This window comes from Streptomyces sp. NPDC059852 (assembly GCF_042731455.1).
Classification (GTDB): Bacteria; Actinomycetota; Actinomycetes; order Streptomycetales; family Streptomycetaceae; genus Streptomyces.
Window position 1 is genome coordinate 163261 of record NZ_JBHWJK010000001.1, and the last position, 15814, is coordinate 179074.

Genomic DNA, 15814 nt, shown 5'->3' on the forward strand with positions numbered 1-15814 from the left:
ATCGGCGAATGCGCGCCGAACGACCCCGGTGGATTTGTCGATAAGCCCTGCCCGCAAAGGATCTTGGCGATAACGATTACGAGTCGGATCGGCCGTCCGGCGGGATCCCGGGGAAGCGTGGTGCGCCGCGTACCTAGGATGCCGGGCATAGCTCACGGGGCTTCTGATTCTGCTGGTGGGACCGTACCCCCCACGTCAACGGGTCCTGCTCGAAGGGGAATTTAGTGTTTGCTGCGTTCTCCGCGCTGTCGGTGCGCGGGCGAGGGGCGGCCCGTTTCGCCGCCACGACCCTGGTGTCCGGACTGGTCGCCGCCTCCGTGGCGGTCGGCGCCGGCACCGCCGCGGCCGACAGTGCGACGCTGAACCAGGGCGGGGCGACCGCCACCATAGGCGGCCTGAAGACGTACGGTGCCGCGGTCGTGCACACCGAGGCCGGTGACCAGCAACTCTCGGCGGGCCTGTTCGAGATGTCCGTCGACGGCGGCGGCGCCCTCCAGACGTACTGCGTCGACATCCACAACCCCACGCAGCGTGACGCGAGATACCACGAGACCCCGTGGAGCAGCACTTCGCTCGGCGCCAACAAGGACGCGGGCAAGATCCGCTGGATCCTGCAGAACTCCTACCCGCAGGTGAACGATCTCGCCGCGCTGGCCGACCGGGCCGGGTTGGACGGCGTCCTCACCCAGCAGGACGCGGCGGCCGGTACGCAGGTGGCCATCTGGCGCTACTCGGACGGCGTGGACGTCGAGGCCGTGGATCCGCAGGCCGAGCGGCTCGCGGACTACCTCGAGGGGAACGCGCGGAACACGGCCGAACCCCGTGCGTCCCTGACGCTCGACCCGCCCGCGGTCTCCGGTCACCCCGGTGAGCGGCTCGGTCCGGTGACGGTGCACACGGACGCGGCCAGCGTGTCCGTGGCGCCGCCCGCGGACGCCGCGACCAGCGGGGTGCGGATCGTGGACCGGGACGGCGAGGCCGTCACCTCGGCCGTGGACGGCAGCCAGCTGTTCTTCGACGTCCCCGAGGACGCGGCGGACGGCCAGGCCGACCTGACCGTGCAGGCATCGACGACCGTGCCGGTCGGACGCGCCCTGGCGGCGGACAACCGCAGCCAGACGCAGATCCTCGCCGGCTCCAGCGAGTCGACCGTCTCGGCGACGGCGAGCGCGACCTGGGCGAAGACCGGGGCCATACCGGCACTGTCCGCGGTGGAGAACTGCGACAAGGGCGGCGTGGACATCACCGCGTCCAACAAGGGGACCGAGGCGTTCACCTTCGAACTGCTCGGGATCGAGTACACCATCGCGGCCGGCGAGTCGCGCACGGTGACCGTCCCGCTGCAGGAGGACCAGGCGTACGACTTCACGATCCAGGGGCCGGGCGGCTTCCAGAAGCGGTTCGCGGGCGTGCTGGACTGCATGACACGGGCCGGCGAGGCCGACGCGGCGGGCAGCACGACGCAGACCCTGAGCGAGCCCAGCCCGGTCACGGTCGGCTCCCCGTCCGACGACACCAACCTCGCCGCGACCGGTGGCTCGGACATGACCCCACTGATCGCGGGCCTCGCGATCGGCCTGGTCGTGATCGGCGGAGCGGTGCTGGTCGCCATCCGTAAGCGGGAAGCACGGACCCAGGGCTGAGCCCGGACGCCAGCCTGCGCCCCCAGCGGAACGCAGGCCGGCGGACCGGTCGGGCCCAGGTGGACAGGCCCTTCCGAGGACGGATGTGGCGGGTGGCCACCCGTAGTCACAGTCACGGCGCGTCCTCAGCACACCCCCGGGGCCCGTAGACCTCGCGCAGCCGCCGCGGACGGATCTCGTGCTCCGCGATCCACCCGGGCGGTGGTTCGAGGCCCAGCGCCACCGTCAGACGGTCGGGGTCGTGGACCTGGAGGGGGAGCCGGCCATTGCGCCCGTCCGCTCGTCGGGCATGTTCTGGTCATGATCCCCCCGGAGTCGGCGGGCGCCCTACGCGGCGTGAGCGTCCGCTGTGACGGTGGGGTCGCCGGGGGCGATGGGAAATCCCCAGGTCAGCGCCGCCCCGGCATACGCGTTTCCGCACAGGGGTGGCGGTGCGGCAAGATGGGGTGTATCTGCCCACTGCCTGATTTCAAGCTGCCGGACGGTTTCTCTTGGCTGAGTTCATTTACACCATGCGCAAGGCGCGCAAAGCGCACGGCGACAAGGTGATCCTCGACGACGTCACCCTGAACTTCCTCCCTGGTGCGAAGATCGGCGTCGTCGGCCCGAACGGCGCCGGCAAGTCGACGGTTCTGAAGATCATGGCGGGCCTCGAGCAGCCGTCGAACGGTGACGCGTTCCTGTCTCCCGGCTACACCGTGGGCATCCTGCTGCAGGAGCCCCCGCTGAACGAGGAGAAGACCGTCCTGGAGAACGTCCAGGAGGGTGTCGCCGAGATCAAGGGGAAGCTCGACCGCTTCAACGAGATCGCCGAGCAGATGGCGACCGACTACTCGGACGCGCTGCTGGAGGAGATGGGCAAGCTCCAGGAGGAGCTCGACCACGCCAATGCCTGGGACCTCGACGCCCAGCTCGAGCAGGCCATGGACGCCCTGGGCTGCCCGCCCGGCGACTGGCCCGTCACCACGCTCTCCGGTGGTGAGCGCCGCCGCGTCGCGCTGTGCAAGCTGCTGCTGGAGGCGCCCGACCTGCTGCTCCTCGACGAGCCCACCAACCACCTCGACGCCGAGTCGGTGAACTGGCTGGAGCAGCACCTCGCCAAGTACGAGGGCACCGTCGTGGCCGTCACCCACGACCGGTACTTCCTGGACAACGTCGCGGGCTGGATCTGCGAGGTCGACCGCGGCCGTCTGCACGGCTACGAGGGCAACTACTCCAAGTACCTCGAGACCAAGCAGACCCGTCTCAAGGTCGAGGGCCAGAAGGACGCCAAGCGGGCCAAGCGCCTCAAGGAAGAGCTCGAGTGGGTGCGGTCGAACGCCAAGGGGCGCCAGGCCAAGTCCAAGGCGCGTCTGGCCCGCTACGAGGAGATGGCCGCCGAGGCCGACAAGATGCGGAAGCTGGACTTCGAGGAGATCCAGATCCCGCCGGGCCCCCGTCTGGGCAACGTCGTGGTCGAGGTCAACAACCTCACCAAGGGCTTCGGTGACAAGCTGCTCATCGACGACCTGAGCTTCACGCTGCCGCGCAACGGCATCGTCGGCGTCATCGGCCCGAACGGCGCCGGCAAGACCACGCTGTTCAAGATGATCCAGGGCCTGGAGACGCCGGACTCCGGCAGCATCAAGGTCGGCGAGACCGTCAAGATCTCGTACGTCGACCAGAGCCGCGAGAACATCGACCCGAAGAAGACGCTGTGGGCCGTCGTCTCCGACGAGCTGGACTACATCAACGTCGGCCAGGTCGAGATGCCGTCGCGGGCGTACGTGTCCGCGTTCGGCTTCAAGGGCCCGGACCAGCAGAAGCCGGCCGGTGTGCTCTCCGGCGGTGAGCGCAACCGCCTGAACCTCGCGCTCACCCTGAAGCAGGGCGGCAACCTGCTGCTCCTCGACGAGCCGACCAACGACCTCGACGTCGAGACGCTCTCCAGCCTGGAGAACGCGCTGCTGGAGTTCCCCGGCTGCGCCGTGGTCGTCTCCCACGACCGGTGGTTCCTGGACCGTGTGGCCACGCACATCCTCGCGTACGAGGGTGACTCCAAGTGGTTCTGGTTCGAGGGCAACTTCGAGTCGTACGAGAAGAACAAGATCGAGCGGCTCGGACCGGACGCCGCCCGTCCGCACCGTGCCACCTACAAGAAGCTGACCCGGGGCTGATCGATCTTGCGGCACCTCTACCGCTGCCCACTGCGCTGGGCGGACATGGACGCCTACGGCCACGTCAACAACGTGGTGTTCCTCCGCTATCTGGAGGAGGCCCGTATCGACTTCCTGTTCCGCCCGGAGAAGGACTTCCAGCAGGGGTCCGTGGTGGCGCGCCACGAGATCGACTACAAGCGGCAGCTCGTGCACCGGCACACCCCGGTGGACATCGAGCTGTGGGTCACGGAGATCAGGGCCGCGTCCTTCACCCTCACCTACGAGGTGAAGGACGGGGACGTGGTCTACGTCCGGGCGTCGACGGTGATCGTGCCGTTCGACTTCGAGGCGCAGCGGCCGCGCCGGATCACCGCGGAGGAGCGGGAGTTCCTCCAGGAGTACACGGACGACGGCCGGGAGAAGGCCGGCGAGGAGGAGGCCGTCGCCGCATGACGGTGCTCCAGCTCGCCGACGAGGGGGAGGCGGCGGATCTCGCGGCCTTCCTCTCCCGGCTGCTGCACTACGACCGCGGCGCCGCCGTCCGCCTCCAGGCCGCCGGCACGGCCCTCGCCGTGTTCGGGCGGCCGCCCTCCTTCGAGGTGCTGGCGATCCGCGCGGTGCGGCTGGCCAAGCCGTACGAGAACGGCCTGGACGTCACGCTGGACGTGACCGTCTCGGCCGGTGAACTGCTGGAGTCCGTCGACGAGTCGGCTGCGACGGCCGTCGTCCCGGCGGCGGTCACCGGCCCGCCCTGGGCCGGGGTGCTGCCCCCGCGCGGCGGCTGGCGGCACGAGCCGGGGCTGCCCGCGCCGGACGCGCTGCGCGCGCTGGTGGGCGCGGCGGTCGCCGAGTTCCGCTCGCGCACCGGGGAGTTGCCGCCCGAGCGGCGCACCCGGGCCGAACTCGACCGGATCGGGCGGGAGATCTGGTCCCGCACGGTCGGCGGCACCGGGCTGCCCGTGCGGGCCGTGCACGCGGCGCAGTCCCTGGGCTTCCTGCGCGGCCGCGCGGACGCGGCGCAGACGGACCGGCAGCCGGTGGAGCTCCTCTCGTCCGGCGCCTGGTTCCGGCTGCGCACGCCCTTCGGGTCGGTCGCCGTACGCCGGGCGGGGCTCGGTGCGCTGGACGTCAGCGTCCGCTGACGACAGGGCCCCGGAGGGTGGTCAGCCCGCCGTGTTGACCATGGACGCCGCCGCGTACGTCAGGTAGTTCCACAGCGTCCGCTCGTGCTCCTCGGAGAGGCCGAGCTCCTCCACGGCGACCCGCATGTGCTTCAGCCAGGCGTCGTGGGCCGCGCGGTCCACGGTGAACGGGGCGTGGCGCATCCGCAGCCGGGGATGGCCGCGGTTCTCGCTGTACGTGCTGGGTCCGCCCCAGTACTGGATCAGGAACAGGGTCAGACGCTCCTCGGCCGGACCCAGGTCCTCCTCCGGGTACATGGGCCGCAGCAGCGGGTCCTCCGCCACACCCTCGTAGAAACGGTGGACGAGGCGGCGGAAGGTCTCCTCCCCGCCGACCTGCTCGTAGAAGGTCTGCTCCTGAAGCGTGCCGCGCCGAATCTCATTCACATCGTCCATGGTCTCAGACGCGGGGACGGAGGACTCCAGGCTTAGGACCACCGCCCGGGAAGGCCGGGGCGGTCGCCGCGGGACGGGTTCCGCAGGACAGTGGACCCATGGGCGCGCAGGCACCGGACCACGACCTGAACGACACCGACGACACCGACGAGCTCGACGAACTCGCCGTCTCGGCGCGCGCCGCGCTGGTGCGCGAGATCGAGCTCAGCGGGGCGTGGGACGCCGACCCGGTGTGGCGGGACGCCTTCGAGCAGGTGCCCAGGCATCTCTTCGTGCCGTACTACTACGTGGGCGTCACCGGCGGTTACGAGCGGCGCTGGGGCGAGAGTCCGGACCCGGCCGCGCGGGCCCGCTGGATGCGCGGGGCGTACGCCGACACCCCGCTCGCGACCCGGCTGCGCGACGGCGAGCTGCTCTCCTCCAGCAGCCAGCCGTCCCTGATGGCGATGATGCTGGTGGCGCTGGAGGTGGCGGACGGGCACCGGGTGCTGGAGATCGGCACCGGCACCGGCTACAACGCGGCCCTGCTCGGTCACCGGCTCGGCGACGACGGCCTCGTCACCACCATCGACCTGGAGCCCGAGATCACCGAGTCCGCGCGACGGCATCTGGAGACCGCGGGCCACCGTCCCGCCGTGGTGACGGGCGACGGGGCGCGCGGGGTGCCCGAACGCGCCCCCTTCGACCGGATCATCGCGACCTGCACGCTGCCGTCCGTCCCGCGGGCCTGGCTGGCCCAGTGCCGCCCGGGCGCGCGCGTCCTGACGCCGTTCGCCACCGGACTGGTCGTGCTGACCGTGGCGGACGCCGGGCACGCCGAGGGGCGCTTCCTGGCGACGCCCGCCTACTTCGTGCCGCTGCGCGGGGCGTCCCGGTCGGAGCCGGAGCCCGTCGAGGTGGGCGGGCTGCCGCGCGGCGCCCGGGACCACGAACTGTTCCGCTTCCTGCTGGCGCTGACCCGGGGCGGCCTGGACCCCCAGGAGGCGTACGCGCTCTGGGAGCGGGAGGACCGGCCGCGGCGGGAGCGGTACGGGATCACCGTGCGCGGCGAGCGGGCGTGGGCCTGGCTGGACGACCCCGAGGGACCGTACGCCTGGCCGCTGCCCGGCTGACCCCCTCTACGGCGCAGGGGCGGTCGTACGGCTCGACGAGGCCGTACGACCGCCCCTGCGGGCGTGCTGAGCGCGCGGGCTAGCCGCGCCGGATCGTGATCGTCGTCCACGCCCCGACGTGCACCCGGTCGCCGTCCTGGAGCGGGACGGGGACGAAGGGCTGGATCGGGTCCTCGGAGTTGTTCACCGTGGTGCCGTTCGTCGAGTTCTGGTCGACGACCGCCCAGGTGCCGTCCGGCTGCTGGACGAGCACCGCGTGCTGGTGCGAGACGCCGGGGTCCTCCGGCGGCACGGACAGGTCGATGTCGGGGGACTCGCCGGTGGAGTGCCGGCGGCGGCCGATGGTGACCTGGTTGCCGGTGAGCGTGCGCTGCTGCTCGGGCGAGTACGCGGGCAGGTTCAGACCCGCGGCCTCCGGGCCGGAGCGCTGCATCATGGCCATGAAGTACTCGCGGTCCGGACCGATGGTCGCCGTCCAGGTCGCCGGCTGCTGCTGGTAGCCGGGGCCGGGGGGCGGGGCCTGTCCGGGGCCCTGCTGCGGGTAGCCGTAGCCGCCCTGTCCGGGGCCGCCCGGCGCGCCCTGTCCGGGGCCGCCCGACGGGGGCGAGATCACCCAGTCGTCCCCGCCGCCGCCGAAGGACGGGCCGCCCTGCTGCGGGCGGCCGCCCTCCTGCGGGAAGCCGGGCGGGGCCTGCGGGGCCGAGGGGCCGGGACCGGCCGGGTGGAAGGCCTGCGGGGCGCCACCGCCCGCGCCGGGGCCGGGCTGCGTAGGTGCGGGCGGCGGAGGAGCCTGCCGAGAGGGATCGCCGAAGCCGCCGGGACCGCCCGGACCGCCACCGGGACCGCCAGGACCACCGGGGCCGCCTCCGAAGCCGCCAGGTCCACCGGGGCCGCCGGGACCGCCCTGGCCGCCGCGGCCGGGGTGGCCGCCCGGCCCCTGCGGGTCCGCGCCGAACGGCGGGATCGGCTCCGCGGGGCGGTTCACCTGGGACGGGCGGGAGCCCTGGTAGTCGTAGGAGTCACCGCCGCCGAACGACGGCGGGGGACCGGACTGCTGCTGCTGGAAGTGCGAGGGCAGGCCGGGGCCGCCGGGCGCCGGAGGGCGCGGGGCGGCGGGCGTGTACGAGGTCGCCGTGTTCGTCAGGAAGTTCCACCGGCACTCCTCGCAGAACGGCGCACCGCCCTCACGGGGCGTGCGGCACTGCGGGCACAGCTCGGGCTCCGGACCGCCGGGCATGGGCGGACGCCCACCCTGCTGACCGGGGTGACCACCGGGGCCACCGGGACCGCCATGGCCACCGGGAGCGCCATGGCCACCGGGCGGCGGGAAGCCGTAGCCGCCGGCGGGCGGGGGCGGCGGCGGAGGGGGAGGTACGGCACCGGCCATGCGGTGACCGCAGACCTCGCACCAGTCGTCGGAACCCGACTGGTGTCCGTTCGGGCAGGTCGGCATGTCGGCGCTTCCCCCTCTCCTTTCCGGTCGTTCCCGACCGGATTTCTTCCCACCCCGAGGGGCCAGGCTCGATGCTTCTACTGGGTCCTGCTGGTCACTTCTTTACACGAACAGTCTTTGTCGACCGGGTCTCGAGTGTCATCTCGTCGGCCTCCGCGACCTTCGCCTTCAGTCGCACAGTACCCGTCGCGACATCGACCACGTCCACCACCTTCGCAAGGAGTTTCGCCGTATCCGCGTTTCCGGAGGCCCCGGCGAGCTGAACGGCGCGGCCCAGTTTGGCCGTTGCTCCATCGATATCGCCCGCTTTGCGGAGATCCAACCCTTCCTGGATGGCCTGGGCCAGTTCGGCCTGGCCGGTGTAGTGGGCGACTTGGGGGTTGATCGACGTCGAAGCGGTCATGTCGTCGGTCCAAACCGCCCGTACGAGACCTTGTGCGCCCAGGTTCTGAGCACTTCCGTCCGGTTGGGGCACGACCAGGGAGACCCTTGCGGCCAGCATCTCCTGGCCGAGGCCGGCGGCCGGGACCTCCACGCATACGTGGTAGTCACGGGACTCGTCGCCCCAGGAGCCCGTGGGATAGTCGCCGGCGCGCGGTCCCGCCTCGGTGCGGCGGCCGGTCAGGTCCTCGACGGTGGGCGCGACCTGCTTCACGAACCTGATCGTGGTGCCGACCGGGGTCCACACCCGCAGGGCGACGTCGGCGACCTCCTTGCCCATCGCGGTCTCCATCATCCGCGTGAAGTCGGCGGCGAGACCGGCCGGGTCGGCGACGATGTCGGCGCTGCCGAGCAGGGCGGAGGCGATCGATGTGACTTCTTTCACTTCCCAGTCGGTGCCCACGCCCCGTGCGTCACAGGTGAACCGACCGGCACACGCGTCCAGCGTGGCCTTCAGGTCCTCGGCCGACTCGTGCTCGTTGCGGCCGTCGGTGAGCAGGATGCCGTGCCGGATGGCGACGTCGGCGGAGGAGAGCAGCCGGTCGGCGAGGCGCAGCCAGGTGCCGATGGCGGTGCCGCCGCCGGCGCTGAGCTTGCGCAGCGCCTGCTTGGCCTGCTCGCGGGTGGTGGCGTCGGCGACGGCGAGGCGGCCGCCGCCCGGGTACACCTCCTTGGCGACGTGGGTGCCGCCGATCACCGCGAAGTGGACGCCGTCGCGCAGGGTGTCGACGGCGGCGGCCGTGGCGTCGCGGGCGTTGCGCATCTTGGTCGGCGGATAGTCCATCGAGCCGGAGCAGTCGACCATGAGCGCGACGGCCGCGTCCGCGTCCGGTCCGGCGGGGCGGGCCGCGGCGGGCGCGCCGGCGAGGGTGCCGCCCCCCGTGGAGGTGACCGTGACGATCGCGTCGACCTGGGTGCCGCCCTCCGGCAGGTACTCGTTCTGGTACACGTCCACCGAGAACCGCGGCACGCTTGGTTTCGAGAAATTGGCCATGTCTATTCAAATCCCCCTGAGAACCCCGTGCTGGGGTCATGGCTGCCGACGGACCGGTCCCCTCCGGTCCGCTGAGGCCGTCCCCGCGGCAGGCCTCAGGCCGATCCTGCCCCTGCCGGCGGTGCCGGGAACGGCAGGACGGCCACTGTTACGTTGTCGTGCCCGCCGCCGTCGAGGGCGTGGCCCACGAGCACCCGGGCGGCGTGCAGGGGGCGCGTGGCGGCGTCGGCCGGGACGATCTCGGCCATGTGCTCGGCGGCCTCGGCGTAGTTCCACAGGCCGTCCGTGCAGACCACGACGACCCCCGGGCGGTCGGGCTTGAAGGACGCGGTGTGCGGCTCCAGTTCGTAGGCGTCCGCGCCCAGCCAGCCCGTGATGGCGTGGGCGCGCTCGTCGGCGTACGCCTCGGCCTCGTTCATCAGTCCCGCCGCGACCATCTGCGCGGCCCAGGAGTCGTCCTCGGTGAGCCGGGCCGGGGGAGCGGAGCGGTCGGCCGGGACCCAGTAGACGCGGCTGTCCCCGACCCAGCCGACGACCAGCAGGTCGGGAGTGACGACGGAGCCGACGATCGTGCACGCCGGGGCGTTCTGGTGGGGGGCCTGCTCACGGGCCGTGGCCGGTTCGGCGGCGAGCGCGTTCACCGCGTTGGAGGCGGCCACGATCGCCTCGTGCAGGGCCTGCTGCGGATGGGTGCCGCGGGGCAGCGCGGCCAGCAGCGACTCGGAGGAGGCCCGGGCGGCGGCCAGGGAGGCGTCGTCGGGGCGGGTCGCCGAGGACACCCCGTCGCAGACCATGGCCAGCGTCACCGGGCGCCCGTCGGGCAGGGTGGTGCAGGCGACGGCGAACGCGTCCTCGTTGCGGTGGTGGCGCAGCCCGCGGTCGCTGACGGCGGCGACCGGGCCGGCCTCCTGCTCCATGTGGTCCCGTTCGCGGGGCTGGGCGTGCCCGCAGTTCTCGCAGTAGCCGTCGCGGTCGACCCGGCCGGCGCGGCAGGCGACGCACACCTTGGTGCCCTCGGGCGGGGTGGGCGCGCCGGCGCTCACCCGGGGGTCGGGGGCCTGCAGGGCGTACGCGTCGGGCTCGGCCGGGCGGTCCAGGCGCACCCCGGAGGACGGCGCGTCGGGGGACTCCGCCGGGACGGGGACGCCGTCCGGCACGGTCGGGGTGCGCGGGGCGGGGTCGCTCTCGCCGGCCTGGGCCGGGAACGGGGGAGGGCCGGGCTCGGGCGCGGCGGGGGCCGGGATGCCCGGCGGCGGCACCGGTGGCGGGGGAGGTGTGCCCGGCGGCAGGTCGTGACCGCCGGTCCCGGTGCCCGGGGCGGCGGAGCCGTTCAGGGCGATGGTGGGGTGGTCGTCCGGCCGTGCGGGCACGGTGGACAGGTCGTATCCGCACGCACCGCAGAAACGGTCACCCGAGTCGAGCGGCCAGGCGCAGCTCGGGCAGGCGGACAACTGGGGCATCTGCGACATCAACTACACCCACGTCCGGGGGCGGTAACGGTTGGCACGTTCCACCAGGTCGATCCTCTCCTCGCCGCCCGGGGCCAGCCGGGCCAGCATGCGGTACGAGCGCTCCAGGCCGAACCGCAGCCCCCGTTCGTCCAGGCCGCTGCCGAGCAGCGTCCGTCCTCCGGGGGCGGACGGGGCGGAACCCTGGCCACCGGAGAGTATCCAGTCCAGCGCCGCACCGAGCACTTCCGCCGACAACTGCTCCCGGCGCGCCGGGTCCAGGCCGTACGCGTCCAGCGCCTCCACCTGCCCCGCCGCGGCCGTCAGGTCGTCCAGGAACGGTACGTCCCCGGCGACCGCGGTGCGTTGACGCAGCCGGGCGCGGACGGCCGCGACGCGGGCCGCCGTGTAGTGGATCGAGCTCTCTGGGACGGACTCCAGGGTCGCCACGGCCCCCCGGCGGTCCCCCGTCGCGAGCTGGACGCGGGCCAGGCCGAAGGCGGCGCCGACATGGCTGGGGTCGGTCGTCCACACGAGACGGTAGTACTCGGCGGCGTTGTCCAACTGGCCCAGCACCTCGGCGCACAGGGCGAGCGCCAGCTTCGGGGCGAGCTCCCCGGGGAAGGCGTCGTAGATCGCGTCGAAGGCGAGCGCGGCGCCCGCGTGGTCCCCGGTGACGAGCGCGGCCACACCCCGGTACCAGACGACCCGCCAGTCGTCGGGGCGTTCGTCCTCCAGCTTCAGCAGGGCCTCGTGCGCGGCGGCCGTGTCGCCGCTCTCCAGCCGGGCCCGCACCTGCCGCAGCCGGGACTCCGTCGACGGCGCCGGTACGGCGGCGAGCGCGCCGAGCAGCTCCGCCGGGGCGGTGGTCAGCAGGCCCGCGAGGAAACCGGCGTTCGGGTCCGTGGGATCGACGAGGGGGACCGGCAGCGCCAGCGCGGCGGCGGGGGCGTCGGCCTCCTTGACGATCCGGACCGGGGCAGGCGCGGTCACGGCCGGCGTCCGGCGGGCGGCGCCCCTGCGGGCCGGCACCGGGCGTGCCCCCAGCCGGGAGACCTCCCCGGCGGACTGAGGGAACAGCACCGTGTCGGTGACCCGCACCTCCGGCCCGAACAGCGTGGACAGCGCGGGCCGCGCCCGGCCCGACTGGAGGGAGACGACCTCGCGCAGCACCCCCGTCAGCTGCTCCGCCATCTCCTGCGCGGAGGCGAAACGGCGGGCGGGGTCGGGATCGGTGGCGCGGACCAGGAGCCGGTAGAAGGACTCGTACCGGCGGAACACCTCGATGTGGTCCGGGTCGGGCAGCGAGTCGGCGTAGACGTTCGTGTAGCCCTGGAAGTCGAAGGCCAGCACGGCGAGGGTGCGGGCGACCGTGTAGAGGTCCGAGGCGACCGACGGGCCGGTCTCGGCGACCTCCGGCGCCTGATAGCCGACCGTGCCGTAGACGGCCGACTCGTCGTCGTCCATCCTGCGCACCGCGCCCATGTCGATCAGCTTGAGCTGGTCCTCGGTCTGGATGGCGTTGTCGACCTTGAAGTCGCAGTACAGCAGGTTGCGGCTGTGCAGATGCCCGAGGGCCTCCAGGGCCTCGATGCCGTAGGCGCACGCCTGCTCCACCGGCAGCGGGTCGCGGCGGCCCGACTCGGTACGGCGCGCGTTCGCTATCTCCTTCAGGGACTTGCCGCCGACGTACTCCATCACGATGTAGCCGTCGAGGGAGCCGGTGCGCTGGTCGAGGTGCTCGACGAAGTTGTAGATCCGCACGATGTTGGCGTGCTCGATCTCCGCGAGGAAGCGCCGCTCGGATATCGCCGCCGCCATCGCGTCCTGGTCGCCGGTGTCCAGCAGGCCCTTGAGCACCACCCAGCGGTCGGAGACCGCCCGGTCCACGGCCAGGTAGATCCAGCCCAGCCCGCCGTGCGCGAGGCAGCCGACGACCTCGTACTGGCCGTGCACGACGTCCCCGGCGCGCAGCTTGGGCACGAACGAGTACGGGTGCCCGCATTTCGTGCAGAACCCCTCGGTGCGGCCCGGCCGGTCGCCGCGGGCCCGGCCGACGGGCGCGCCGCAGTCGGAGCGGGAGCAGAACCGCTTGCGCTCCGGCACCTCCGCCTTCTCCAGCACCATCGCGCGCGGGTCGGGCCGCGGCACGTCCGGCACCTGGACCAGTCCGGCGCCGAGCCGCCCGCGCCCGCTGGAGCCGGCCGTGGAACCCGAGCTGCGCACGGACACCGAACGGCCCGTGGACCGCCCGGACACCGAGCGCGACAGCCGCCCGGACACCGAGCGCCGCGACCGTGAGGACCGCGATGTCTGCGAGGACGTGCGCGAGCCGCCCCGGCCGGTGGAGCGTGAACCGCCGCTGCCCGATCCGCCCTTGCCGCCCGCCGCGACCCCGGTGGGCGGCGAGCCGACCGTGCCGGTCGCCGAGACGACCGGGGCCAGGCCGCAGGTGTCGCAGTACAGCTCGCCGCCGCCCATGTCCTCGTACCGCCCGGTGCAGTCCGGGCGCTGACAGGTCTGCCCCGCCTGGCTCATGTCTCCCCCCTGCCCCTCATGTCCCGCTCCCGGCCCCGTCCTCGGGGGTGCGCGGACCCGGGATGCGGCCACCGGTGCCGCCGAGCAGCTCGGCCGCCGCCTGCTGGTAGCGCAGGACCGCCTGCTCGGCGACGCGCAGGTCGCAGGGCGCGCTCCACAGCATGCGGCGCGCCGCGTCGTAGCGCTCGACCAGCAGCGGGTCCTCCGCGAGGCCGTGCCGGGCCACCTTCGCCTTGTACGCGTCGAGGCGGCCCCGCAGCTCGGCGCGGACCGCCAGCGGCGCCGTGACCGCCGTCAACGACTCGCGGGCGCGCAGCAGTTCGTCCTCCGCCTTCTGCTCCAGGGACTCCAGCAGCGGCGACAGCCGGTGCCACTGGGCCTGCCGGCGGTACTCGGCGGCCGTCGCCAGCTGCTCCTGGAGCACCGTCGGAGGACCGCTGACGACGGGCACCTCGGTGGCGGCGATCTTCGCCAGTACCTCGCCGCGCGCGGTGCGGGCCTCGGCGAGCGTGCGGTCCGCGCGGGAGAGCACGTCCCGTAGGCGAACCAGTCGCTGCTCGGCGTCCTGGCGGACCGTCAGGACGGCGTCGATCTCCCGGCGCACGTCCTCCAGGGCGCGTGCCTCACGGTCGTAGACGGTGGTGTCCGGACGGCCGCCGCCCGGCGCCGAACTGCCCTGCGTGGGCACCCAGTAGGCCAGCGGGTCCGACACCACCTCGGCGCGCAGCCGCGTCAGCGTACGGGTGATCCGCTCCAGGTCGTCGCCCGCCGGATGCTCGCCGGGGCGCACCCCGACGGAGTGCGCGAGCCGGCGGGTGCGCTGGAGCTCGGCGGCGAGTAGATCGATCCGGGCGGGCAGCGCGGACCAGACGGCGTCGGCGGCCACGACCATGTCCAGCGAGGTCGCGTACAGCTCGTTCATCCGGTCCACGAGCGTGGCCAGGGAGAACCGCTCGCTCAGCCGGCCGGGACCGCCCGGCAGGGAGGGCGAGTCGGCGACCGTCACGCACTCGCCGCGCAGCAGCTCCGTCAGCTCCACCAGGTCCTCGCGACTGGACCAGCGGCGCCGCGAGCGGATCTCCCGCGCCGAGCGCAGCGCGCCCGTGTAGGCGTCGAAGTACGCCCACAGCAGCGTGATCGACGCCTCCACGGACGTCCAGCGCTCCTTGGTCACGCCGGTCAGCTCGGCCCCTTCGAGGAGTCTGCGGCCCGCGTGGTCCTGGAGGGCGAGCAGCGAGGTCTCGATCGCCTCGTGCTCCTGGCCGAGCCGCGCCAGCGCACGGTCCACCTCGTCCCGGTCCATCACCGGCCCGGCGGGGTCCGTGACGCCCATCGATCACCTCTCGCTGCGTTGAGTTCCGTCAGTCGTCTGTCCGTGCCGTCCCGCGCCCGCGGGCCGCCTACGCGTAGTGGGCCTCGGGCGGGGTCGCCGACGCCGACTTCCTGCCGTCCGTGTCCATGGTCGGGTGGAGCCACTTCTCGTACGAGGCCGCCCAGCCGCCGTCCTCGACGTAACTCTCCAGGATCCGGTTGACCCGGCGGACCAGATCGTCGGATCCCCTTTTCATCGCCACTCCGTAGTACTCGTCAGTGAACAGGCCGCCCTTGAGCTCGACGGCCGGATCCTGCGCCGCCTGGCTCGCCGCGAGCGCGCCGTCCGTGACGACCGCGTCGACCTCCCCCAGTTGCAGTTTGACCAGACAGTCGAGCTGGTTGGGGACGGTGGTGCGGATGTCGGTGGAGGCGGGCAGGACGCCTTCCTTCCTGCCCGCTTCGAGGTTGTCGTACGCGGTCGATCCCCGGGCCGAGCACACCTTGCGGTCCGCGAGGGACGCGTCGAATCCGGTGACCGCCGACGTCTTGGGCGCGAGGACCTGCTGGCCGGTGACGAAGTAGGGCGCGGAGAAGGCGACATGGTCCAGCCGGTCACAGGTGATCGTCATGGTGCGCACGACCATGTCGACCTCGCCCTTCTCGACCGCCTCGATCCGCCGGCTGGTCGGGATCGCCTTGAACCGCACCGCGTCCCGGTCGCCCAGGATGTCCTCGGCGATCCGGTGGACCAGGTCGATGTCGAACCCCTCCAGCTCGCCCGAAGGGTTGTTCGGATCGAGGTAGCCCCAGCGGTAGCTGTTGGTGTCGACGCCGACGACCAGACGCCGGTCCTCACGGGCCTTGATCGCGTCGACGACCGGGGTCTTCCCGCCGCCGGACGGCGACAGGCTCCGGTCCTGGGGGTCCTCGCACTTCTCGGCCCTGGCCTGCCCGGCGTGGGTGACGCCCTGCCCGGCCGGGGCGGCGCCGTCATCGGCGGACTGGGACAGGGGCAGCAGCAGCGCCGCGGTCACCGCCAGGGCGCAGAGAAGGGCCATCGCGCCGACGCCGCCCCAGCCGCGCAGCCCCGCCCGCAGGCGCCGCCACCGCCGGGCGGAGCCGGCACGGGCGCCGGCGTGTGCGTTCATCGTCCTGC

Annotated in this window: 12 protein-coding genes; 5 read left to right on the forward strand and 7 right to left on the reverse strand. The window is 73.0% G+C overall.

The window, feature by feature from the left end:
• The first annotated feature begins 224 nt into the window (after positions 1-224).
• The 4 genes from ACFV46_RS00775 (at position 225) to ACFV46_RS00790 (ending at position 4923) form a co-directional block, all read left to right on the forward strand.
• Positions 225-1643 (forward strand): Cys-Gln thioester bond-forming surface protein, encoded by a 1419-nt coding sequence (locus ACFV46_RS00775; protein ID WP_376726657.1) that lies wholly within the window; start codon positions 225-227, stop codon positions 1641-1643.
• 491 nt (positions 1644-2134) lie between these two features.
• Complete coding sequence (ettA, locus tag ACFV46_RS00780) at positions 2135-3799, forward strand: energy-dependent translational throttle protein EttA (RefSeq protein ID WP_361924077.1); 1665 nt, start codon at positions 2135-2137, stop codon at positions 3797-3799.
• A gap of 6 nt (positions 3800-3805) precedes the next feature.
• Positions 3806-4234 (forward strand): thioesterase family protein, encoded by a 429-nt coding sequence (locus tag ACFV46_RS00785; RefSeq protein ID WP_151784065.1) that lies wholly within the window; start codon positions 3806-3808, stop codon positions 4232-4234.
• Positions 4231-4923: a hypothetical protein gene (locus tag ACFV46_RS00790; RefSeq protein WP_385496583.1), complete on the forward strand. Its 693-nt coding sequence runs from the start codon at positions 4231-4233 to the stop codon at positions 4921-4923. The genes ACFV46_RS00785 and ACFV46_RS00790 overlap by 4 nt, the downstream gene beginning before the upstream one ends.
• Before the next feature lie 21 nt (positions 4924-4944).
• On the opposite strand, the gene ACFV46_RS00795 is transcribed toward ACFV46_RS00790, so the two are convergent.
• Entirely contained in the window at positions 4945-5358 is a 414-nt protein-coding gene (locus ACFV46_RS00795) for a globin (RefSeq protein ID WP_361924074.1), read from the reverse strand.
• Between the two features lie 98 nt (positions 5359-5456).
• Here ACFV46_RS00795 and ACFV46_RS00800 point away from each other — a divergent pair, with 98 nt between their 5' ends.
• Positions 5457-6470, forward strand: a complete 1014-nt coding sequence (locus ACFV46_RS00800) for a methyltransferase domain-containing protein (protein ID WP_385496584.1) — start codon at positions 5457-5459, stop codon at positions 6468-6470.
• Between the two features lie 79 nt (positions 6471-6549).
• Here ACFV46_RS00800 and ACFV46_RS00805 read toward each other — a convergent pair whose 3' ends face one another.
• The 6 genes from ACFV46_RS00805 to ACFV46_RS00830 form a co-directional block, all read right to left on the reverse strand.
• On the reverse strand, positions 6550-7923 hold the full coding sequence (locus tag ACFV46_RS00805; protein WP_385496585.1) for an FHA domain-containing protein: 1374 nt from the start codon (positions 7921-7923) through the stop codon (positions 6550-6552).
• A 94-nt stretch (positions 7924-8017) separates the two neighbouring features.
• On the reverse strand, positions 8018-9358 hold the full coding sequence (locus ACFV46_RS00810) for a VWA domain-containing protein (RefSeq protein ID WP_385496587.1): 1341 nt from the start codon (positions 9356-9358) through the stop codon (positions 8018-8020).
• A gap of 95 nt (positions 9359-9453) precedes the next feature.
• Positions 9454-10827 carry a PP2C family serine/threonine-protein phosphatase gene (locus ACFV46_RS00815; protein ID WP_385496588.1) on the reverse strand — a complete coding sequence of 458 codons (1374 nt, stop codon included), beginning with the start codon at positions 10825-10827 and terminating at the stop codon, positions 9454-9456.
• Positions 10828-10830: 3 nt separating this feature from the next.
• On the reverse strand, positions 10831-13344 hold the full coding sequence (locus ACFV46_RS00820; RefSeq protein WP_385496589.1) for a tetratricopeptide repeat protein: 2514 nt from the start codon (positions 13342-13344) through the stop codon (positions 10831-10833).
• 16 nt (positions 13345-13360) lie between these two features.
• Positions 13361-14677, reverse strand: coding sequence for a hypothetical protein (locus ACFV46_RS00825; protein ID WP_385496590.1), 1317 nt, complete (start codon positions 14675-14677; stop codon positions 13361-13363).
• Between the two features lie 67 nt (positions 14678-14744).
• On the reverse strand, positions 14745-15806 hold the full coding sequence (locus ACFV46_RS00830) for a glutamate ABC transporter substrate-binding protein (protein WP_385496591.1): 1062 nt from the start codon (positions 15804-15806) through the stop codon (positions 14745-14747).
• Positions 15807-15814: the final 8 nt, after the last annotated feature.